Annotated in this window: 20 protein-coding genes; 13 read left to right on the plus strand and 7 right to left on the minus strand. The window is 72.2% G+C overall.

Annotated elements, in window-relative coordinates:
- Nucleotides 1-170: 170 nt before the first annotated feature.
- The 3 genes from CLT74_RS12700 to CLT74_RS12705 all read left to right on the plus strand — a co-directional run bounded on the left by CLT74_RS12700 (nt 171) and on the right by CLT74_RS12705 (nt 1,556).
- Nucleotides 171-518: a hypothetical protein gene (locus CLT74_RS12700; protein ID WP_143697146.1), complete on the plus strand. Its 348-nt coding sequence runs from the start codon at nt 171-173 to the stop codon at nt 516-518.
- 202 nt (nt 519-720) lie between these two features.
- Nucleotides 721-861 carry a hypothetical protein gene (locus CLT74_RS30460; RefSeq protein WP_158240245.1) on the plus strand — a complete coding sequence of 47 codons (141 nt, stop codon included), beginning with the start codon at nt 721-723 and terminating at the stop codon, nt 859-861.
- A 59-nt stretch (nt 862-920) separates the two neighbouring features.
- Nucleotides 921-1,556 carry an alpha-ketoglutarate-dependent dioxygenase AlkB gene (locus CLT74_RS12705; protein ID WP_099846709.1) on the plus strand — a complete coding sequence of 212 codons (636 nt, stop codon included), beginning with the start codon at nt 921-923 and terminating at the stop codon, nt 1,554-1,556.
- A 100-nt stretch (nt 1,557-1,656) separates the two neighbouring features.
- Here the strand turns inward: CLT74_RS12705 and CLT74_RS12710 are convergent, their stop codons facing one another.
- The 3 genes from CLT74_RS12710 to CLT74_RS12720 form a co-directional block, all read right to left on the minus strand.
- On the minus strand, nt 1,657-3,042 hold the full coding sequence (locus CLT74_RS12710; RefSeq protein WP_199172174.1) for an RICIN domain-containing protein: 1,386 nt from the start codon (nt 3,040-3,042) through the stop codon (nt 1,657-1,659).
- 214 nt (nt 3,043-3,256) lie between these two features.
- Entirely contained in the window at nt 3,257-5,740 is a 2,484-nt protein-coding gene (locus CLT74_RS12715) for a DNA topoisomerase IV subunit A (RefSeq protein ID WP_099846711.1), read from the minus strand.
- 31 nt (nt 5,741-5,771) lie between these two features.
- Entirely contained in the window at nt 5,772-7,829 is a 2,058-nt protein-coding gene (locus CLT74_RS12720; RefSeq protein WP_099851907.1) for a DNA topoisomerase IV subunit B, read from the minus strand.
- Between the two features lie 353 nt (nt 7,830-8,182).
- On the opposite strand from CLT74_RS12720, the gene CLT74_RS12725 reads away from it, so the two are divergent.
- Nucleotides 8,183-9,439 carry a hypothetical protein gene (locus tag CLT74_RS12725; RefSeq protein ID WP_099851909.1) on the plus strand — a complete coding sequence of 419 codons (1,257 nt, stop codon included), beginning with the start codon at nt 8,183-8,185 and terminating at the stop codon, nt 9,437-9,439.
- Here the strand turns inward: CLT74_RS12725 and CLT74_RS12730 are convergent.
- Nucleotides 9,426-9,926 carry an Rrf2 family transcriptional regulator gene (locus CLT74_RS12730; RefSeq protein WP_099846712.1) on the minus strand — a complete coding sequence of 167 codons (501 nt, stop codon included), beginning with the start codon at nt 9,924-9,926 and terminating at the stop codon, nt 9,426-9,428. The two genes, CLT74_RS12725 and CLT74_RS12730, sit on opposite strands and share 14 nt — an antisense overlap.
- 120 nt (nt 9,927-10,046) lie before the next feature.
- On the opposite strand from CLT74_RS12730, the gene CLT74_RS12735 reads away from it, so the two are divergent.
- Nucleotides 10,047-11,300 carry a globin domain-containing protein gene (locus CLT74_RS12735; RefSeq protein WP_099851913.1) on the plus strand — a complete coding sequence of 418 codons (1,254 nt, stop codon included), beginning with the start codon at nt 10,047-10,049 and terminating at the stop codon, nt 11,298-11,300.
- Between the two features lie 88 nt (nt 11,301-11,388).
- Nucleotides 11,389-12,234: an alpha/beta fold hydrolase gene (locus CLT74_RS12740; protein WP_199172376.1), complete on the plus strand. Its 846-nt coding sequence runs from the start codon at nt 11,389-11,391 to the stop codon at nt 12,232-12,234.
- Nucleotides 12,235-12,239: 5 nt separating this feature from the next.
- Here CLT74_RS12740 and CLT74_RS12745 read toward each other — a convergent pair whose 3' ends face one another.
- Nucleotides 12,240-12,773, minus strand: coding sequence for a hypothetical protein (locus CLT74_RS12745; protein WP_099846714.1), 534 nt, complete (start codon nt 12,771-12,773; stop codon nt 12,240-12,242).
- Nucleotides 12,774-12,925: 152 nt separating this feature from the next.
- Here CLT74_RS12745 and CLT74_RS12750 point away from each other — a divergent pair, with 152 nt between their 5' ends.
- The 4 genes from CLT74_RS12750 (at nt 12,926) to CLT74_RS12765 (ending at nt 16,287) form a co-directional block, all read left to right on the plus strand.
- A complete protein-coding gene (locus CLT74_RS12750; protein WP_099846715.1) occupies nt 12,926-14,122 on the plus strand; it encodes an FAD-dependent oxidoreductase in 1,197 nt (398 codons plus the stop codon).
- 71 nt (nt 14,123-14,193) lie between these two features.
- Nucleotides 14,194-15,090, plus strand: a complete 897-nt coding sequence (locus CLT74_RS12755) for an RNA polymerase sigma-70 factor (RefSeq protein ID WP_099846716.1) — start codon at nt 14,194-14,196, stop codon at nt 15,088-15,090.
- 80 nt (nt 15,091-15,170) lie between these two features.
- Nucleotides 15,171-15,809, plus strand: coding sequence for a hypothetical protein (locus CLT74_RS12760; protein WP_099846717.1), 639 nt, complete (start codon nt 15,171-15,173; stop codon nt 15,807-15,809).
- A 91-nt stretch (nt 15,810-15,900) separates the two neighbouring features.
- The gene (locus CLT74_RS12765; RefSeq protein WP_099846718.1) at nt 15,901-16,287 is read left to right on the plus strand and encodes a hypothetical protein; all 387 of its coding nucleotides are present in this window, start codon (nt 15,901-15,903) and stop codon (nt 16,285-16,287) included.
- A 16-nt stretch (nt 16,288-16,303) separates the two neighbouring features.
- On the opposite strand, the gene CLT74_RS12770 is transcribed toward CLT74_RS12765, so the two are convergent.
- On the minus strand, nt 16,304-17,197 hold the full coding sequence (locus CLT74_RS12770; protein ID WP_099846719.1) for a DUF72 domain-containing protein: 894 nt from the start codon (nt 17,195-17,197) through the stop codon (nt 16,304-16,306).
- A gap of 83 nt (nt 17,198-17,280) precedes the next feature.
- On the opposite strand from CLT74_RS12770, the gene CLT74_RS12775 reads away from it, so the two are divergent.
- From CLT74_RS12775 to CLT74_RS12785, 3 genes are all read left to right on the plus strand, one after another.
- Nucleotides 17,281-18,054 carry a Pr6Pr family membrane protein gene (locus CLT74_RS12775; RefSeq protein WP_099846720.1) on the plus strand — a complete coding sequence of 258 codons (774 nt, stop codon included), beginning with the start codon at nt 17,281-17,283 and terminating at the stop codon, nt 18,052-18,054.
- A 174-nt stretch (nt 18,055-18,228) separates the two neighbouring features.
- Entirely contained in the window at nt 18,229-19,275 is a 1,047-nt protein-coding gene (locus tag CLT74_RS12780) for an NAD(P)-dependent alcohol dehydrogenase (protein ID WP_099846721.1), read from the plus strand.
- A 63-nt stretch (nt 19,276-19,338) separates the two neighbouring features.
- Nucleotides 19,339-19,854, plus strand: coding sequence for a 2'-5' RNA ligase family protein (locus CLT74_RS12785; RefSeq protein WP_099846722.1), 516 nt, complete (start codon nt 19,339-19,341; stop codon nt 19,852-19,854).
- 55 nt (nt 19,855-19,909) lie between these two features.
- Here CLT74_RS12785 and CLT74_RS12790 read toward each other — a convergent pair whose 3' ends face one another.
- The gene (locus CLT74_RS12790; RefSeq protein WP_099846723.1) at nt 19,910-20,827 is read right to left on the minus strand and encodes a siderophore-interacting protein; all 918 of its coding nucleotides are present in this window, start codon (nt 20,825-20,827) and stop codon (nt 19,910-19,912) included.
- Nucleotides 20,828-20,829 lie beyond the last annotated feature (2 nt).

Consider the following 20,829-nt stretch of genomic DNA (forward strand, 5'->3'; position numbering starts at 1 on the left):
CCAGCGCCCAGGTGGATGACCGCCTGTTGACCGTTTCTCGGCGGCTCTGCGATCCGACCCACCCTCCATCGTGTAGCCACAAAGGAGCACATGTGATTCTTTCCGTACGAAGAGCGGCCCTGCTGATGCCGGCGCTCGCCCTCCTGACGTCTGCCGCACTGGTGGCCCCGATGGCGACGAAGGCGGAGGCAGCGACCTGCGTACGCTCCTGGAGTGCCTCGGCGGGTGACTCGGTCGGGGGTGGACTCGGGTTCAGCTACTCCGGATGGCCGGGGGGAAATGCACGGGTGAAGGCCACGTACAAGATCTCCGGCACGGTCAAGTCGATCCGGGTTCGGATGTCCCAGGGCGGCACCAGCACCTACACCACGCTGCTCGGCACCTCGGGCAAGAAGGTCACGAAGGACGTCGCCGTGGGCTATCGCCCCAAGGGCAAGGGCACGCTGTGGTTCGAGCCCAGGGGTGACAGCACGACCACCGGTCGCACCCTCTACTCCTTCTGCCTGTACCGGAACTGATCTTCCGCTGAGCAGCGGGCTGCGGAGGCCGTTCCGGCTTCCGCAGCCCGCCCGGCCATCGAAAAGTAGGGCGTTGCCCCACGGCACGCCGAGGCAGTGGTGGTGAACCAGCCGGCTGGGTTCAGCCGGGCGTGCCGACGGTCCACGCGCGTCGTCGCCGGTCAGGGCCCGCGGGCACCGTAGAGACGCAGACGGCGACCAGGTGGCGGCCCGATACCGGCTCGTCGCGGAGCTACGCAAGGGCGGGATCATCACCACTGAGATCTTCATGTTCGGGGAGCTGGCCGCCGACGGCCGGTTGCGCCGGGCCAGCCAGGTCACCCGCACGCTCCCGTCGACATGACTCCACAGCTCGCCGACCCAGATAGCACTGGTGTACTAAATTCCTGCTAGGCTCCGGGCATGTCGCAGACCGCGTACCAGCCGTCGATGCTGGAGGTCACCGAGGCGGCACCCACCCTCGGCCCACTGACCGGGCGACCGCGTCGGCACCCGCTGAGCCGGGGCGCCTGGATCGACCACCTGCCCGGCTGGGTGCACGGTTCCGACCAGGTGCTCGACGTACTGCTGCGCGAGGTGCCGTGGCGGGCCGAACGGCGCACCATGTACGACACCGAGGTCGACGTGCCCCGGCTGCTCTGCTGGTACGGTGCCGGCCGGCCGCTGCCGCACCCGGTGCTGACCGCCGCCCGCGCGGCGCTGACCCATCACTACGCCGAGGAGTTGGGCGAGCCCTTCGTCACCGCCGGCATGTGCCTCTACCGCGACGGCCGGGACAGCGTCGCCTGGCACGGCGACACCCAGGGCCGCTCCGCGCACACCGACACCCTTGTCGCCATCGTCTCCTTCGGCTCGCCCCGCCAACTGCTGCTGCGGCCCCGTGGCGGCGGCACCAGCCTGCGGTTCCCGCTGGGCCACGGCGACCTGGTGGTGATGGGCGGCTCCTGTCAACGCACCTGGGAGCACGCCATACCCAAGACCGCCCGCCCCGTCGGCCCCCGGGTCAGCGTCCAGTTCCGCCCGGTCGGCGTCGCCTGAACACACCCACCCGCACGCCCGGCGTCCCGGACACAGGACGGCCCGTTCCCGCCGGATCGACGGGAACGGGCTCGCCCTCACCCACGGCTGCGGCTGCGGCTTAGAACTGTGCGAAGAACCGCCACACCTCGCCCTTGGTCCACGTCCTGGCGCCGCTGTCGCCGCCGCCGTCGACCGGGCCAGGGGTGTGACCACCGTCGAACGCGCCCCACTGCACCGGGTAGCCGGCGCGGCAGCCCGAGTAGGCGGTGGTGATGTGCGTCCGGCTGCCCGCCGCCGGCTCCGGCGGGTTCTGCGGGGTGCAGCCGTTGTTGCGGACGAACCTGTCGCGCAGCGACCGCCCGCTCGTGATGTTGTCCGAGATGCCGTGAATGCCGAAGTACGCCACCGGCTGCGTACCGCCGCTGCACCCGCTGAGCTCCCGGGGAGCTCCGTAGACCGCGACCGCCCGGAAGACGGTCGGACGGGCACAGGCGAGGGCGTAGCTCATCGCGCCGCCGTAGCTGAACCCGAGCGCGAAGCGCTGCGCCGTGTTGACGCAGAGGTCACTCTCGATCCGCCGGAGCATGTCGTCGACGAACGTGACGTCCTCGCCACCGGAGTTGGCCCAGCCGTTGCCGATGCCCTGCGGCGCGACCAGGATCGCGCTGTTGTTCGACTGTTCCTGCTGCCCGTAGTAGGCCCAGGCGGCCCCGTCGGCGCCGCCGTAGGCGACGTCGCCGGAGGTGCCCCCCAACCAGTGGAACGCGAACATCAACCGGTACCGGGTGTTGCTGTTGTAGTTGGCGGGCAGCCTGAGGATGAAGCTTCGGCTCTTGCCGCTGCTCTGGATCGTGTGCGAACCGCTGCCAAGCGTCGGAGTCCTGCCGCACCCGGCGCCCGGCTCACCGGTCGGTGGTGGCGACGTGGGGTCACCGCCGCCGCCGACCCGGGCCAGTTGCCACTGCTGGTTGGTCCCGTTCCAGTCGGCGTACTGCACGATGTTCGCGCCGTCCGCAGTGGAAGCGCCCTGCACCTCGACGACCTTGCCGCTGTGCCGGCTGATCAGCCGCACGTGGCCACCGTCCGAGTCGGCCAACCGGAACTGCTGGTTGCTGCCGTTGTGGTCCGACCACTGCACGATGGCCGCGCCGTCGGCTGTCGACGCGTTCGACACGTCCAGGACCTTGCCGGAATGCCGCGACTTCAACCGGTAGTAGCCGCCACCGGAGTCCACGAACTGCCACTGCTGATTGGCCCCGTTGTTGCGGGTCCACTGGCTGATCCGCGCGCCGTCGTTGGTGGCCAGGCCGTACACGTCGAGCGCCTTGCCGCTGTTGCGGTTGACCAGGACGTACCAGGCATTGGTGTCCACTGTGGCCGCCGCCGCGGGTGCCGCGTTCACCGCGACCAGGCTGCCGGCAACCAGGACCGCCGCGCCGAGCGCGGCCACGACCGACCATGTCCGACGCCTGGGCGGAGAGGCGGAACGAACCTCACCAGTCATTGATCCACTCCTTCGACTAGGACCACGCGCGATCGGGAAGGACACGCGTTGTCGCCGGCACCGACGTGGTGGATGGTGGTGTCGACACGTCGGGCCGCAAGCGAGCAAGCCCCAACGTATCGTCGTCATACGTCATACGTCAATGACGGGTGTCGATGGATCGCGGCGCGCCGGACGGGTCGCGTCCGGCGCACCGCTGTCAGCGGGCAGCTACCTACTGGCGGTCGATCTGGTGACCCACCACGGCCGGGCCGAGCATGACGGCGAAGCCGGAACCATCGCGACGTGGATCAGCCGCCGGCAGCTCCACCGCCTCACCGTTCGCCGTCGAGCCGACCGGCCGGGGGCCGACCCAACCGACCACCACGTCGGTCTCACCCTTGAGGAACCGATGGGCACGCACCCCGCCGGTCGCCCGCCCCTTCGCCGGGTACGCCGACAGCGGCGTCACCTTGACCGTCGCGCCTGTCGACGTGACCACCATCGGCTCACCGTGCGCCGGATCGTCGGTGCGGACCGCGCCGAAGTACACCACCCGCGCCCCGGACGGCAGCGCGATGCCGGCCATCCCGCCGCCCTTGAGGCCCTGCGCGCGGATCGTGCCGGCGGGGAACCGCAGCAGCGAGGCCGCGCTGGTCAGGAAGGCGAGGGTCTCGTCCCCGTCGACCAGCCAGGTCGCCCCGACCACCTCGTCGCCGTCGCGCAGCCCGATCACCTCGAACTCGTCGGATCGCACCGGCCAGTCCGGGGCGCACACCTTCACCACGCCCTGCCGGGTGCCGAGCGCCAGGCCCGGCGAGCCCTCGGCGGAGGCGCCCAGCGGCGCCAGGCCGACAACCGTCTCCCCCGGCTCCAGCGGCACCAGCTCGGCGGCCGACATCCCGCCCCGCAACGACACGGTGCCGGCCTGCTCCGGCAGCACCGGCAGCGGCAGCACGTCCACCTTGAAGGCCCGGCCGGCACTTGTCACGAGCAGTACCCGACCCCGCGCCGTGGAGTGCACCACGGCGCGTACCGCGTCGTGCTTGACCCGGCCGTGCCGACGGCGCCCCTCGGCGGCCTCCTCCGACTCGGCCGCGGTGCGCGCCACCAACCCGGTCGCCGACAGGATCACCTGACACGGGTCGTCGGCCACCTCCAACGGGCCCGCCGGCACCGAGGCGGCAAGCACCTCCTTGAGGTCACCGTCGACGAGCGTCGTCCGCCGGGGAGCGGCGAACTGCTTGACCACGGCGGCCAGCTCGTCCGAGACGACCTTCTTCAGCACGTTCTCGTCATCCAGGATGGTCGACAACTCGGCGATCTCGCCACGCAGCTTCTGCTGCTCGGCCTCCAGCTCCAGCCGGTCGTACTTGGTCAACCGGCGCAGCGGGGTGTCGAGGATGTAGTTCGCCTGGATCTCGGAGAGCTTGAACTGCCGCATCAGGCCAGCCCGGGCCGCCTGGGCGTCCTCGCTGCCCCGGATCAGCTTCACCACCTTGTCGATGTCGAGCAGGGCGATCAGCAGGCCGTCGACCAGGTGCAGCCGCTCCTCCCGCTTACGCTTGCGGTACGCGCTGCGCCGGGTCACCACCTCGTAGCGGTGGGCCAGGAACACCTCAAGCAGCTCCTTGAGCCCCAGGGTGCGCGGCTGCCCGTCGACAAGCACCAGGTTGTTGACGCCGAAGGACTGCTCCAGCGGGGTCAACCGGTAGAGGTCGGCGAGCAGCGCCTGCGGGTTCACGCCGACCTTGCACTCGATGACCAGCCGGGTGCCGCTCTCGCGGTCGGTGAGGTCCTTGACGTCGGCGATCCCGGTGAGCCGCTTGGTCTTGGTCACCTCGTTGGTGATGGCCGCGATGACCTTCTCCGCGCCGATGCCGTACGGCAACTCGACAACCGTGATTGCCTGCCGACCCCGGCTGCCTTCCAGCGGCCCGATCTCCACCTTGCCGCGCATCCGCACCACACCACGGCCGGTCTCGTACGCCCGGCGCACCTCGTCGAGGCCGAGCAGCATGCCGCCGGTGGGCAGGTCGGGACCGGGCACGAACTCCATCAGCTTGTCGAGGGTGGCGTTCGGGTGCCGGATCAGCCAGCGAGCGGCGGCGACGACCTCGCCCAGGTTGTGCGGGATCATGTTCGTCGCCATCCCGACCGCGATCCCGGCGGCGCCGTTGACGAGCAGGTTCGGGAAGGCCGCCGGCAGCACTGTGGGCTGGGTCAGTGAGCCGTCGTAGTTGGGCTCCACGTCGACGGTGTCCTCGCCCAGCTCACCGACGAGCAGCATCGCCTCCCGCGACATCCGGGCCTCGGTGTATCTCGCCGCTGCCGGTCCATCGTCCGGAGACCCGAAGTTTCCATGCCCGTCGATGAGTGGCACGTTCAGCGAGAAGTCCTGCGCCAGCCGCACCATCGCGTCGTAGATCGCGGTGTCGCCGTGCGGGTGGTACTTGCCCATCGCGTCGCCGACGATCCGGGCGGACTTCACGTGCGCCCGGTCCGGGCGGTGGCCCTGCTCGTACATCGACCAGAGGATGCGGCGGTGCACCGGCTTGAGGCCGTCGCGGGCGTCGGGCAGTGCCCGGGAGTGGATGACCGAGAAGGCGTACTCCAGGTAGGAGTCGGACACCTCGGTGGTCAGCGGGTTGTCGATGATCCGCGCGCCGGCCCGGTCGAACGCGGAATGGTCGACAGTCGTCTCCTTGCGGCGTGCCATGGCTCAGCTTTCCTTCCGAGAGACGCGATGGTCAGGCGTCGATGGCGTCACGGTCGACCAGGTCGGCGGAGTCGATGAGCCATTTGCGGCGCGGCTCGACCTTCTCCCCCATCAGCAGTTCGAGGATCCGCTCGGCGGCGTCGACGTCGTCCAGGGTGATCCGGCGTACCGCGCGGGTGGCCGGATTCATCGTGGTCTCCCACAGCTCGTCGGCGTCCATCTCGCCGAGACCCTTGAAGCGCGGGATGGGAGTGACGATCTGCTTGCCGGCCTTCTCCAGCCTGCGCACCGTCGTTTCCATCTCCGCCTGCGTGTAGGTGTAGACCGTCTCCGGATTGCGCCCCCTGGTCGTGATCTTGTGCAGCGGCGGCATCGCGGCATAGAGCCGGCCCGTCTCGATCAACGGCCGCATGTACCTGGCGAAGAGGGTGATCAGCAGCGTCCGGATGTGCGCGCCGTCGACATCGGCGTCGGCCATGATCAGCACCCGGCCGTAGCGCAGCGCGGACAGGTCGAAGGTGCGCCCGGAGCCGGCACCGAGCACCTGCACGATCGCCGCGCACTCGGCGTTGTCGAGCACCTGCTGAAGGTTGGCCTTCTGCACGTTGAGGATCTTGCCCCGGATCGGAAGAAGTGCCTGATACTCCGCAGAACGGGCAAGTCGACCTGTCCCGAGGGCGCTGTCCCCTTCCACAATGAACAATTCACTCCTGTCGATGCCCGAGGCGCGACAGTCGACGAGCTTGGCGGGCATGGCCGCGCCTTCGAGGGCGGTCTTGCGGCGGGCGGCGTCCTTCTGCTGCTTCTGGGTGAGGCGTACCCGGGACGCGTCGACGATCTTCTGGAGGACCGTGCGCGCCTCGGTGCGCGTCTTGCGGTCGTCCAGCCAGGACTTGACGTGCTGCTCCACCAGGCCCTGCACGACCTTTGTGATGCCGGCGGTGGAGAGCTCGTCCTTGGTCTGCGAGGTGAACTGCGGCTCGGGCACCCGGACGTGCACCACAGCCGTCATGCCCTCCAGGACGTCGTCCAGCGTGGGCGCGTCCTCCTTGGCCTTGAGCAGGCCCCGGGTGTTGCGCACGGCGTCGGCGAGGGTACGCGCCAGCGCCCGCTCGAAGCCCTTGCGGTGGGTGCCACCGTGGGCGTTGCGGATGGTGTTGGTGAAGCACTCGACAGTGCGTTCGTAGCCGGTGCCCCAGCGGAAGGCGATCTCGACCTCGGCCCGGCGCTGCACGTTCGACTGCATGACGCCGTTGGCGTCCGCGGCGTTCTCCCGGTACGTCCCCTCGCCGGTGACCAGGAGAGTGCCGGAGACCGGCCGGTCGCCGGCCGGAGCGAGGAACTCCACCATGTCGGTGAGGCCGTTGGGATAGTGGAAGCGCTCCTCGGTGGGCTCTTCCGCAGTGCGGTCGCGCAGCGTGTAGCCGACGCCGGGAACCAGGAACGCGGTGTGGCGCAGCTTGGCCCGGACGGCGTCGTGGTCGAGCGCCGCGCCGGTCTCGAAGTAGCGCGGGTCGTGCCAGTAGCGGATCGAGGTGCCGGTGCGCTGGCCGCGCTTCACCGCGCCGACGACCTGGAGGCCGGGGCCGGGGGTGAACGGCGCGTCGGGGCCGTCGCCGTCGAAGATGCCCGGCACGCCGTGCCGGAACGACATGGTGTGCACCTTGCCGGCCCGGCGCACGGTGACGTCGAAGCGGCGGGACAGGGCGTTCACCGCCGAGGCGCCCACGCCGTGCAGGCCGCCGGAGGTCTTGTAGCCGGAGCCGCCGAACTTGCCTCCGGCGTGCAGGCGGGTGAGCACCAGTTCGACCCCGGAGATGCCGGAGCGGGCGTGCACGTCGGTGGGGATGCCCCGGCCGTTGTCGTCGACCTGCACCGAGCCGTCGGCGTGCAGGATGACCTCGACGCTTGTGGCGTGGCCGGCGACGCCCTCGTCGGTCGAGTTGTCCAGGATCTCGTTGACGAGGTGACCCACGCCACGGCTGTCGGTGGAGCCGATGTACATGCCGGGCCGCTTGCGGACGGCGTCCAGCCCCTCGAGGTGGGTGAGGTCGTCGGCCCCATACAGGGTGTCAGGCTCTGCGGTCAACTGGTCGTACTCCCCGGTCTCGGCGATGTGTTCCCCCGCGCCGTCGGCGGTCGGCCCGGCGCGGACACGCCGCAGCGAGCGTAGCCGCACGCCCCGACAACCTGTCCGGACACCCGCCCGGCACGCCGAGGGCCGCTGCTGGCGGACCTGCTGCGGTCAACGCCACGGTCGCCGGCCTTATGCCCGTCGGCGCTGGTCTGGGCCGGCCCGAACGGCCGGTCACGGGAGCCTCGCCGCCCCCGGCGGACCCGCCTGTCACAGATGTTTCCCACTGTTGACGTTCGTCACACGTGCGTGATCTCATCACCGCACCAGAAGATCTTTCATATTTCCATGAACGGATGGGGATGCCGATGTCCGCGTTGCGTCGTACCGCCGCCGCGATGGCCCTGGCCGTCGCCGCAGCGACCCTCTCCACCGCCGTCGCGGCCCCCGCCGCCTCGGCCGCGCCACCCACCGCGGCGGTGGCCCTCGGTGACAGCTTCATCAGCGGCGAAGGCGCCGGCGCCTACCAGCCGGTGGTCGACGCGACAGGCGTCGCGCGGGGCTTCCCGGGGTGGACAGCCCCCAACAACGACGCCTTCTTCTGCCACCGCTCGGCCAACGCCTCGCTGCACCAGGCGACGCTGCCCGGCATCCAGAGCCGGTTCAATCTGGCCTGCTCCGGCGGCCAGCCGCACGACATCGCCGCCGCCTCGTCGGCCCGGACGAACGGCCGGCAGGTCGCCGCCCAGCTCGATCAGCTCCGCGCGGTCGCGCAGACCCACGACATCGACCTGGTGCTGATCGGGCTCGGCTCGAACAACAGCTCGTTCACCTTCGGCGGGGTCGCCGAGAAGTGCGCCAACCGGTTCATCGCCGACGCCTGGACCGGCTGGTGGGAGTTCTGGGCGTACCTGGGTGGGCCGGTGGAGCAGAAACCCTGCACGGACGCCGACCTGGCCACCGCCGCGCAGCTCACCGCCGCGACGGCGGAGACCACCTCGGCGGTACGCCAGATCCTGACCACCCTGCGGGAGGTTGACGCCGACGGCCAGCACCGGGTGGTGTTGCAGGACTACACCAACCCGCTGCCGCTGGACCTGGCCCCGACGTACCACTCGGAGGACAGCCGGGACGACACCCGGGACAAGTTCCGTGCGCTGGGCGCCGAGCGGTACGCGGCCGGCTGCCCGATCCACCGGGCGAGTCTCGCGCCCGGTCACCGGTTCTCGCAGGGCCTCGGGACCATCGTGCGCTCCGCCCGGGACACCCTGGCCGCCGAGTTCGCCGGCGCCGACCTGGTCTACCTCAACGTGCAGCGGGCCTTCGACGGCGCCCGGCTCTGCGAGAACACGAACAGCCCGACCGGCACCCTGGCCACCCCGATCCGGCTGATGGACAGCCCGCCGAACGGGACCTTCGTGACAAGCCTCTCCGGCAAGGACAAGATCGCCATCCAGCGGATCGCCAACACCTGCGTGAGCTACTTCCAGACCTGCCAGGAGTCGTGGCACCCGAACGCCGCCGGGCACCAGGTGCTGGGCCAGTGCCTCTCCGGCGCGGCCACCGCCACGGCCCGCTCGGTCGCCTGCGTACGCGCCTCGAACGGCACGATCAGCGTTTCCTGACCGGCTCGGATGCCGCCCGGACCGCCGAGGTCCGGGCGGCATCCGGCGTTGCTGGCGGTGCCGGTGTCCGGCCGAGGGCGAGCAGCACCGGCCCGGCCGGCCCGTCGACCAGTTCGCCGAGGCGCACCCCGTCGAGGACGGCGAGGAAGGACTCCTGCGCCCGGCGCAGCTCCGCCCGCAGCCGGCAGACCGCCCGCAGTGGGCAGGCCGGTGCCTCGCAGTCGACCACCTCGCCCTCGCCCTCGAACGCCCGGACCACCTGCCCGACGGTGTACGCCGCGGCGTCGGCGGCGAACGCCACACCGCCGGAGCGACCCCGGATGGTCACCAGCACGCCGAGGCGCTGGAGCCGCTGCACCACCTTGGCCACGTGGTTGCGGGGCAGCGCCAGCCGGTCGGCCAACTCGTCCACAGTCATCCGGCCGTCCGTGGCCGCGACCTGCATGGCGATCCGCAGTGCCATGTCGGTGGACCTGTTGAGCTTCACGTTTCGACCCTAGTGACGGACCGGTGACGCGGTCGGCCGGGATGCCGGTGTGACAAGCCCGACCGGCGATCCGGGACTTTCGACCCTGAAACAGGTATTGAGGATTCCTGTTTCGTGGTGATGCCCGAGCGGTCGATCCAAAGGAGAACAATCGTGCTCACCCAGTCCTCAGCAACGGTGGTGACGGCGACCCTGCCCGCCGTACGCGCGCACGGCGAGGCCATCACGCGGCGGTTCTACCAGCGGATGTTCGAGGCCCATCCGGAGCTGCTCGACCTGTTCAACCGGGGCAACCAGGCGAGCGGCGCGCAGCAGGCCGCGTTGGCCGCCGCCGTGGTCGCGTACGCCGAGCACCTGACGGGTGCCAGCGCCGTGCCCTGGGCGCCGGTCCTGGACCGGATCGCCCACAAGCACGCGTCGCTGGGCATCACCCCGGCCCAGTACACGATCGTGGGCCGGCACCTGCTCGCCGCCGTCGGTGAGGTGCTCGGCGATGCGGCGACCCCGTCCGTCGCCGCCGCCTGGGACGAGGTCTACTGGCTGCTCGCCTGCGAGCTGGTCGCCCGGGAGGCCCGGCTGTACGCGTCCGCCGGGCTGGCCGAGGGCGAGTCGGTGTGGCGGTCGTGGCGCGTGACGGCCCGCCGGCAGGAGACCAGCGAGGTGGTGTCGTTCACCCTCGCGCCCGCCGACGGCGCTGCGGCCCCCACATTCGTCCCCGGCCAGTACACCTCGGTCGCCGTCGACCTCGACGGTGGGCGCGGCCAGCAGATCCGGCAGTACAGCCTCAGCGGCTGCCCGGGCGCGGCCGACTGGCGGATCGCCGTCAAGCGGCTACGCGGAATCGACGGCGCCCCCGACGGCCTGGTCTCCTCCTTCCTGCACGAGCGGGTGGCCGTCGGTGACACACTGCGGCTCAGCCCGCCCTTCGGTGAGGTCAGCGCGGTCGCCGGAGACGGGCCGCTGCTGCTGGTGAGCGCCGGCATCGGACTGACCCCGGCGATGGCCGCGCTGGAGCATCTGGCGGTCGCCGCGCCCCGCCGGCCGGTGGTGCTGGTGCACGCGGATCGGGCCGGCACGACCCACGCCCTGCGCGGTGACCTGCCGCGACTGCGTGCCGCGCTGCCCAACCTGCACACCACCCTGTGGTACGAGGACACCGACGACGCCCCGCCGCCCGTCCTCGACGCCGCGGTGAGCGGCGGTCGGGTCGATCCGGAGCTGATCCCCCTCTCCCCCGACGCCCACGTGCACCTGTGTGGACCGTTGCCGTTCATGAACACGGTCCGGGGCGGCCTGCTGCGCCGGGGGGTGCCGGTGGAGCGGATCGCCTACGAGGTGTTCGGTCCCGGCATGCTGCGCGGCGAGCCGGCCTGAGCCCGTGCCGCCCCGGTGGGCCGGCGACCGCCGGGGCGGCACCCGACCACTACCTACCGGCCGGTAACATGGCCTGGTGAGCGCGACGGTGGAGTACCAGCAGGAGTTCGTCCAGGTCGACGGCGCCCGCCTCGGCGTCCAGGTCTACCCGGAACCCGAGGGGGTGGCCGACGCCCCGGTGGTGCTGATCGCGCCGGCGATGGGGGTCCGGGCCCGCTACTACCGGCCGTTCGCCGCCGCGCTGCGCGCCGCCGGGCTCGCCGTGGTCGTGGCGGACCTGCGCGGCACCGGCGAGAGCACTCCTCCGCCCAGCCGCGCCTGCCGGTACGGCTACGCGGAACTGGCCGCCGACATCGGGGCGGTACGGGCGGCGCTCAAGCCCCGGCTGGACGGCCGGCGGACGGTGGTGCTGGGTCACTCCCTCGGCGGCCAGGCCGCCGTGCTGCACCTGGCCCTGCACGGCGGGCACGAGGTGGACGGGCTGGCCCTCATCGCGGTCGGCATCCCCTACTGGCGTGACTTCACCGGTACCCGGAGGTACGGGTTGCTGCCGGTGTCCCAGGGCATCGCCGCCACGGCCCGGGTGCTCGGGGTCTGGCCCGGGTGGGGTTTCGGTGGCCGGCAGGCGCGCGGGGTGATCCGCGACTGGGCGCACACCGCCCGCACCGGACGCTTTCCCGAGGTGGACGGGGTGGACGCCGAGGCGGCGGTGCGGCAGATCCGCACGCCCGTGCTGGCGATAAGCGTCGACGGTGACCAGTACACCCCGCACCCGACGCTGGACCGCCTCTGCGCGAAGCTGACCGCGGCACCCGTCGAGCGCGAGCGCTACGGCGCTCCGGGCACCGCCCTGGACCATTTCACCTGGGTCCGGGCCGCCGGACCGCTGGCCGCGCGGGTGGCCGACTTCGCCACCAGCCTGCCCGTACGCTGACCCGGTCAGGCCGCCGGGCCTGCCGCGCCGCGCCGACGGAGCCGGAACAGCAGCCGGGCCACGGTCATCGGCAGCAGGTGCAGCACCACCACCAGCACGGCCGCCAGCGTGGCGATCTGGCCGGCGGAGAGCCCGGCCAGGGCCAGCACCAGCCCGGCGCACCCCACGGTGACCAGCGCATGACCCGCGATCCGCAGCGCGATCCGCCGGGGTGAGGAGTCCACCTCGGGCTCGGCGGATCGCCGCAGCGCCGCGCTGACCGCCGCCGCGAGCGCGGTCAGTCCGGCGAACTGCAGGGCCCAGAACGCCACCCGCCAGACACCGGCGTCGTCGGTCACCGACGGCGCGACCAGGGTGGTCACCGCGAGCCCGAGGAAGGCCGGTGGCCACGCGAGGACGAAGGCGGTCGGCACCGCCAGCGCGATCCTGTTCGACAGACTCGGCTGTGGGCTGACCTCCTGCGCGATGCGGTCGATCACCTCTTCGGAGGCCCACACCAACCCGCGGTCGGAGCCCGTTTCCGGTGCCGGATGTGACATACGGCGAGCGTAGTGGGGCCGGTCAATGCGCCCGAGGGCCGACGTTCCCCCGCGGTCCACCTCCACGCAGGCGACGTGACCTGCCTCACGCGACATCACAGCGCTCGGTCCTGCGGTGTCTTGAGGCCGAACCCTGACGCGAAGGAGACACCATGACCCAGCACACGAACGTGGTCGTCATCGGCGGCGGGTACGCCGGTGTCATGGCCGCCAACCGGCTGACCCGGCGCGCCGACGTGCGGGTGACGCTCGTCAACCCACGACGGCACTTCGTCCAACGGCTACGCCTGCACCAGGTGGCCGGCGGATCCGCCGAGGCGGTCGCCGACTACCGGGACATCCTGGCCGACCGCGTCCGACTCGTGATCGACGCCGCCACCGGGATCGACGCGGTGGGGCGGCGGATCACCACCGAATCCGGCGGGACCATCGACTACGACTATCTGATCTACGCGGTGGGCAGTGGCAGCGGCGACCCGGGAGTACCCGGGGCGGCGCGGCACGCCTACCCGGTCGCCACCCTGGAGGAGGCACAGCGACTGGCGGCGGCCATCGCCGCCGCGCCGCCGACGGCCACGGTGACGGTGGTCGGTGCCGGCGCGACAGGCATCGAGACCGCCGCCGAGTTGGCGGAGACGGGCCGTGCGGTGACCCTGGTCTGCGGCGGTGTGCTCGGACCGTACCTGCATCCCCGGGGTCGACGGTCGGTCGCCAGACGACTGGCCGCACTCGGGGTGACAGTGCTCGACGGCCAAGGCACGACGGTGACGGCGGTGACACCGGACGCGGTGCGGCTCGGCGACGGCCGCGAGCTGGCCAGCACGGTGACCATCTGGGCCGCCGGGTTCGGCGTGCCGGACCTGGCCGCGCGCAGCGGGCTGAGCACCGACGCGCTGGGTCGCCTGCTCACCGACGAGACGCTGACAAGCGTCGACGACGTACACGTCGTCGCGGCCGGTGACGCGGTCGCGCCGTCGGGCCGGCCGTTGCGGATGAGCTGCCAGTCCGCCCGTCCGCTCGGCGCGCACGCCGCCGACACGGTGCTCCGCCGGATCGCCGGTGACCAACCCGAGCCGATCAACATCGGGTTCTTCGGCCAGTGCATCGGGCTGGGCCGTCGGGCCGCCACCGCGCAGATCGCCGGCAGGGACGACACCGCGAACCGGTTCTACCTCGGCGGCCGGCTCGCCGCCACGCTCAAGGAGTACGCCATCAGGTCCATGCTGAAGGAGTTGGCGCACGAGGCACGCGAACCCGGCTCGTACCGCTGGCCGTTCAAGGATGGCAGGCGCCGGCAGCTACTTGCCGGGCGTGGCGAGGCACCGACCACAGTGGAGCGAACGGTCTAGTCCGCCGGTCCACGGCACGGTCAGGCCGTGCCGTGGACCGGCACCGACCCCGCACGAAAGAGGCCGCGACAATGCGTGACCCCGCCACCGACCCGGCGACCGAAGCCTTCGTCGCCCACCGCAACCTGCTGTTCACCGTCGCGTACGAGATGCTCGGCTCGGCAGCCGACGCCGAGGACGTACTCCAGGAGACCTGGCTGCGATGGGCCGACGTCGACCTGGGACGGGTCCGGGACAACCGTGCCTACCTGGTCCGGATCACCACCCGGCAGGCGCTCAACCGGCTGCGCACGTTGCGCCGCCGCAAGGAGGCGTACGTGGGTTCGTGGTTGCCCGAGCCCCTGCTCACCGCGCCGGACGTGGCCGAGGACGTCGAACTGGCCGAGAGCGTCTCGATGGCGCTGATGCTCGTGCTTGAGACGCTCTCGCCTACCGAACGTGCCGTGTTCGTGCTGCGCGACGCGTTCGACGTCAGCTACGACGAGATCGCGGCAGCGGTCGGCCGCAGCCCGGCGGCCGTACGCCAGATCGCGCACCGGGCCCGGCAGCACGTCAGCGCCCGCCGTCCCCGCGAGGTGGTCTCCCCCGGCGAGACCCGGGCGGCGTTGGAGTCGTTCCGGCGGGCGGTGGAGACCGGCGATCTCCAGGCCCTCCTCGACGTGCTCGCCCCCGAGGTCGTCCTGGTCGCCGACGGCGGTGGGGTGCGGCAGGCCGTGCCGCGCCCGGTCGTCGGCGCGGACAGGGTGGCCCGCATGATCCTCGGTGGTCTCCGCAAGGTGCCGGGCCAGCTGACCGCAGCCGCCACGCTGCTCAACGGCGGCCCGGCCCTCGTCGTGCACCTGAACGGTGAACTCGACGGCGTGATGGCGGTCCGGGTCGGGAAGGCCGGCATCGGGGGCCTCTACTACGTCCGCAACCCGGAGAAGCTGACCCGGGTCGAGTCGGAGACCCGGCTCGCCCGCCGCTGACCCACCTGGGGGCGTGGGCGGCGATTAGCCCGGCCCGAGGCGGGTAAGCCGCTGCGCCCGACACGGTGGAAGGGGACCAGATGTCTGACAACCACACCGCACTACGCTCGATGCACGACCTGGGCCTGGCGGCCTGGTTCGGCGGCTCCCTGATGGGTGCCTTCGGCGTCAACGGTGCCGCGGCCCGGATCGGCGACTCGACCCAACGACTCTCGATGGCGTCGACCGGTTGGAATCGGTGGACGCCGGTCAACGCGGCGGCGATCGGCGCCCACCTCGCCGGCGCGGTCGGTGAACTGGTGACGGAGAGCCCACGGATGGCCGCCCAGGCCGGGGTCGGTCGAGCCAGCACGGTGAAGACCGCGCTGACCGTCGGCGCGCTGGCGGTGACCGGGTACAGCCGGCTGCTCGGCAAGCGACTGGACAAGGCCGGCCGGCCGTCGGTCGAGGGTGTCACCGAACCGAACCAGCAGACACCGGCGAATGTGGCGTCCTGCCAGCGCCAGTTGAAGATGCTGCAGTGGGCCATCCCTGCGCTGACCGGCGCCCTGATCGTGGTCACCGCATACATGGGTGAGCAGCAGAAACCCGGGCAGGTCCTGCGCGGCATGCTCGGCCGCGCCGGAGGCCTGGGGCACGCGTCGAAGATGATGGGGAAGGGCACCGGCGGGATGGCGGCGGCCAAGGCGATCCGGCAGATGACGATGTCCGGACGCTGACGGCGGCGAAGGTGCACGACCGCCAGCGCACCCATGTGCCGACGTTGGTCCCGGGTGGACCGACGACCGCGCACCGATCAGCGAGGTGGCCATGACCGACCGGGACAGGCAGGACCGGGGACCCGAGGGTGTCGCGCCCTGGGGGACCACCGACGGCTTCGACGCGGATCCGCCGTGGGGTGCCGGCGAGGACTCCCCGATGGGCGAGGGCAGCGAGGAGACCGCGGTGCCCGAGGGGCGGCGCGGCGAGCGTCGCGCGGCCGGTCCGCTCGCCGGTGACCCGACGGACCGGCCCGCCGGGCGGCACGGGTTCGGCTCGGTGGAGCCGACCCGTGTGCCGGTGGCCGGGCCCGGGGCGCCGCCGGACCCGGCGCCGTCGCGACGCAGCTTCCCCGACGACGAGGCCGGTGGCGACCTGCCGGACAACGCGCTGGAGGAGGCGACCGGGATGCACCCGGAGGGCACCGGGCGCGGCTGAGCGTCGGGGCGTCCGGTCAGGACGGTACGGCCCGCCGGGCGGCTGCCCCGAGCAGGCCGGCCAGCCGTTCCGCGTCGCGTTGAGCCTGACCGGCGCAACAGTTGTTGAACAGCACGTGCAGCTCGTCGGCCTGGTCGGCGAGTTCGACAAGCAGCTCCGACCAGCGGCCCAGTTCCTCGTCGCCATAGGCGTACCGGAACCGGTCCTCCTTGTCGCCGCTGGTCCAGCCGCTGCTGTGGCCATGGAACCGGATCATCGCCAGATCGGCAGTCGCCACCGGGATCGGCGGAACCGAGTCCGGATGCCCCTGCGGCATGTCCACGCAGCAGAAGGTCAGCCCTTCGTCACGGAGGAAGGCGAGAGTTTCCAGCGCCGCCGTCCCCTCGAACCAGGAGGCGTGCCGCAGCTCGACGGCGACCCGCCACGGCCGGCACCGCGACGCCAGCTCCGCGATCCGTCGCCGGGCCGCCTCGCCCCGGGCCAGCCACGGCGGGAACTGCAACAGCACCGCACCGAGCCGGTCGGCCGCCGCGATCGGCGTCAGCGCCGCCCGGAACCGGCTCCACAGCTCGTCGTACGCGGCCGTCGGCAGGTCGCGCCGCCGGATCCGGGCGGGGCCGCCGGTCGGGCGGAGGTCGGCGGGCAGCGTGGCCACCGGGGTCGGGTGGCCGGTGAACAGGCTGAACGCCTTGACGTTGAAGGTGAATCCTTCGGGGGTGGCGTCGACCCAGCCCTGCGCGGTCTCCGGCGCCGGCACCGCGTAGTACGACGTGTCCACCTCGACCAGCCCGAACCGGTCGGCGTAGTGACGCAGCCGGCCGGCCGGGTTGTTCACCTGACGGGGGTACCAGCCGGAGCGCACGAGCGTCCGGTCTGCCCAGGAGGACGTGCCCACCTTTATGACACCCATGTAGTTCAGTGGACCGCGCGACGGGCCGCTCGGCAACCGCTGCGGCGGTGACCTGCGGGGCGGTCCGTTGGTAACGTGCCGCGATGACTCTGCGGCGTCGATCCGCGGCGGTGGTGCTCCGCCTGGCGATCGTGATCAGTGTGCTGGCCGGTGTGGTGCTCACCGCGCTCGGCCCGGCCACGGTGACCGGGCTGCTGCCGTACTTCACCATCCAGAGCAATCTCGCGGTGGGCCTGGTCGCCGGGTACGCCCTCTGGCAGGCCGGCCGGGGCCGGCCCGACCCACCGGCTGCGGTCACCGGCGCGGTGACCCTCTACATCACCATCACCGCCGTGGTCTATCACCTCGTGCTGGCCAACCCGGCCAGCCCGTTCGCCATGCCGCAACCGGACCGGGCCCTCGGTGAGGCGTTCGGTAACCAGTTCCTGCACACGGTGGTGCCGTTGCTCGCCGTCGCCGACTGGGCGCTGCTCTGCCGGCACGGACGGCTGCGGCTGCGGCACGCGCTGTGGTGGTTGGCGTTTCCGCTGGGCTATCTGGCCTTCGCCCTGGTACGCGGGCTGGTGGTGCACCGCTACCCGTACCCGTTCCTGGACGCGGGTGAGCTCGGCTATCCCGGGGTGGGCATCGTCTCCGCCTGCCTGGCCGTGGCGTTCTGGCTGCTCGGCCTGCTGCTCGTCGGCGCCGACCGGACGCTGACCCGGCTCCGGCCCGCGCCCGTACCCGTGCTGGCCGAACCCGACTCGGGGGCGGCGGGACGGCGCGACCCGGTGTCGGTGGCACAGCCCGACCCGGTGCCTGCGGCACCGCCCGGCTCCACGGCGGCGGACCGGCGCGACCCGGTGGCACCAGCCTGAACCGTGCTCGCCGGGCGTCGACGGACCGCGCCGGCTGACCGGCCTGGGCCGCCGCCATGGCGGGTTCCGTCACGCCTCGGGGACGCTGCACGCGGAGGACGGCCGGCGGCTGTGGTTTGGGCCGGTGTCCGCCGGGGAGCCTGGGGCAGGCGCCACCGACGACGGGAGACGGGGATGCGTGCACTGCGACTGCCCGCTTGGAAAACGGAGCCGGAGCTGGTCGAGGTCGACGAACCGACACCCGGGCCGGGCCAGGTGGTGGTGCGGATCGGGGCGGCCGGTGCCTGCCACTCCGACCTGCACCTGATGCACGATTTCGAGGCCGGCGGCCTGCCCTGGAATCCGCCGTTCACGCTCGGGCACGAGAACGCGGGCTGGGTGCACCGCCTCGGCTCCGGGGTGACCGGGCTGGAGGTGGGCCAGCCGGTGGCGGTCTACGGTCCCTGGGGCTGCGGTAGCTGCGCCCGCTGCCGGGTCGGCGTCGACAACTACTGCGAGAACCCGGCCGCCGCCCCGGTGCCGGGCGGCGGTGGTGGCCTGGGCCTGGACGGCGGGATGGCCGAGTACGAGCTGGTGCCGGATGCCCGACACGTGCTGCCGCTGCCCGAAGGACTCGATCCGGTCGATGCCGCGCCCCTGACCGACGCCGGGCTCACGCCGTACCACGCGATTCGCCGGTCCTGGCCGAAGTTGCCACCCGGCAGCACCGCGGTCGTGATCGGCGTCGGCGGGCTCGGGCACGTCGGCGTGCAGATCCTCAAGGCGACCACCGCCGCCCGGGTGGTCGCGGTGGACACTCGGGAGGAGGCGCTGCGGCTAGCCGAGGACTGCGGCGCCGACCTGACGATGCGCTCGGGCGAGGGCACCGCCGAGGAGATCCGCAGGGTCACCGGCGGCCGGGGCGCCGACGTGGTGCTCGACTTCGTCGGCGCCGACGCCACGCTGACGCTGGGGGTCGCCGCCGCCCGGACCGTGGGTGACCTGACAGTCGTGGGGCTCGGCGGTGGCACGCTGTCGGTCGGCTTCTTCTCCGTGCCGTACGAGGTGAGCATCCAGACCACCTACTGGGGCAGCCGTCCGGAGCTGCTTGAGGTGCTCGACCTGGGTGCGCGGGGCCTGATACGACCGAAGACCACCACGTTCAGTCTGGACGACGCGATGAGCGCGTACCGGATGATGCGGGACGGCACGCTCGAGGGTCGGGCCGTCATCGTGCCGTGAGCCGCCCCCGGCCCGCACCGCCACACCGCCGACGTTCCTGGACACCCTCACTAGAATGATCATGTGGTCGCCGCGCTGGAGCTGTACCTGGACACCGTCGCCACCCGGCGGATCCGGGTGTTGTGGGAGGCCCTGGAGGCCGAGGGGGTGCAGAGCATGCGCTCCCTGCTGGAGCAGCGGCACCGGCCGCACGTCTCACTCGCGGTCGCGCCGCGCTTCGACCCGGAGCAGGTCACGGCGGCGCTGGCCGGCACCACCGTGGCGGCGCCGCTGCGGTTGTCGTTCCAGCACGCCGGCCAGTTCGTCGGTCGGGTGCTCTGGTTGGGTCCGGTACCCACCCCGGAGCTGCTGGCCCACCACAGGCGGGTGTACGACCTGCTCGTCGCCGGCGGGGTGACGCTCGTGGAGCACTACCGTCCGGGCCGCTGGGTGCCGCACTGCACGCTGTCCATGCGAGTGCCGAACGCGCTGATGTCCGCCGCCGTACGCCGCTGCCTGGAGGTGCTCCCCCTGGAGGCCACGGTAGTCTCCGCCGCCCTGACCGACCACGCCCGCAACATCTCCCACCCCCTCCCCTAAACCCCTCTCCCCCCGCCCCTCCCCGCTCTTTCCCCCGCGAAGGGTGGGGTGGGGGTCAGGAGGGGTCGGGGCGGCCGTGGCGCCAGTAGCCCATGAAGGCGACTGCGCGGCGGTCGAGGCCGCGTTCGGTGACCAGGTGCCGGCGCAGGGTACGGATGACACCGGCCTCTCCGGCCAGCCAGGCGTAGAGGGGGGCCGTCGGGAGCGCGTCGGGCACCTCCCAGAGGATCTCCTGGTCCACGTCCACCTCGTCGACCAGTTGGCCGGCCGGAGCCACCGGCGCGCCCGCCACACCGGCGAGCAGGTCGCCGGCGGCCTTGGCGACGGCGGTGACCAGCCGGCTGCCGTACCCACCGGCACCCCGGGGCAGCCAGGTCACCTCGACACCGGGCGGCGTGATCAGCGGCAGCGCGTCGCCGGCCTCGGGCACCTCCAGCAGCACCCGGCCACGCGCGTCCAGCGGCAGCCGCTCGCAGATGCCGCTGATCGCCGGTACCGCCGTCTCGTCACCGGCCAACAGCAGGCACCCGGTCGACGGGGGCCGGAACTCGACCCCGCCGTGGTCACCGCCGTACGCCGAGTCGGGGCCGACGATGGCGATCTCGTCGCCGGGGCTGACCCGGCGGGCCCACCGGGTCGCCGGTCCGCCGTCGCCGTGCAGCACCAGGTCGACGTCGACCTCGCTCAGGTACGGCCGGGCCGCGCGCACCGTGTACGTCCGGATCGGGTTGCGTTCGTGATCCGGCAGGGCCCGCCACCGCGAGTACCAGTCCGGCCCCTGCGGCAGGTGCACCCCGACCTGGCCGGGCAGCGGCAACGCCAGTTTGATCCGCTGGTCGTAGCCGTTGTCGGCGAAGCGGTCCAGGTCCGGACCGGTGAAGGTGACCCGGACGAAGGACGGGCTGAGCCGACGTACCGCGCGGACCTCGACAGCGAACAGCCGCCACGGCGCGACGGGCAGGGTGTGGGTCATGA

The sequence above is a fragment of the Verrucosispora sp. CNZ293 genome (assembly GCF_002754655.1).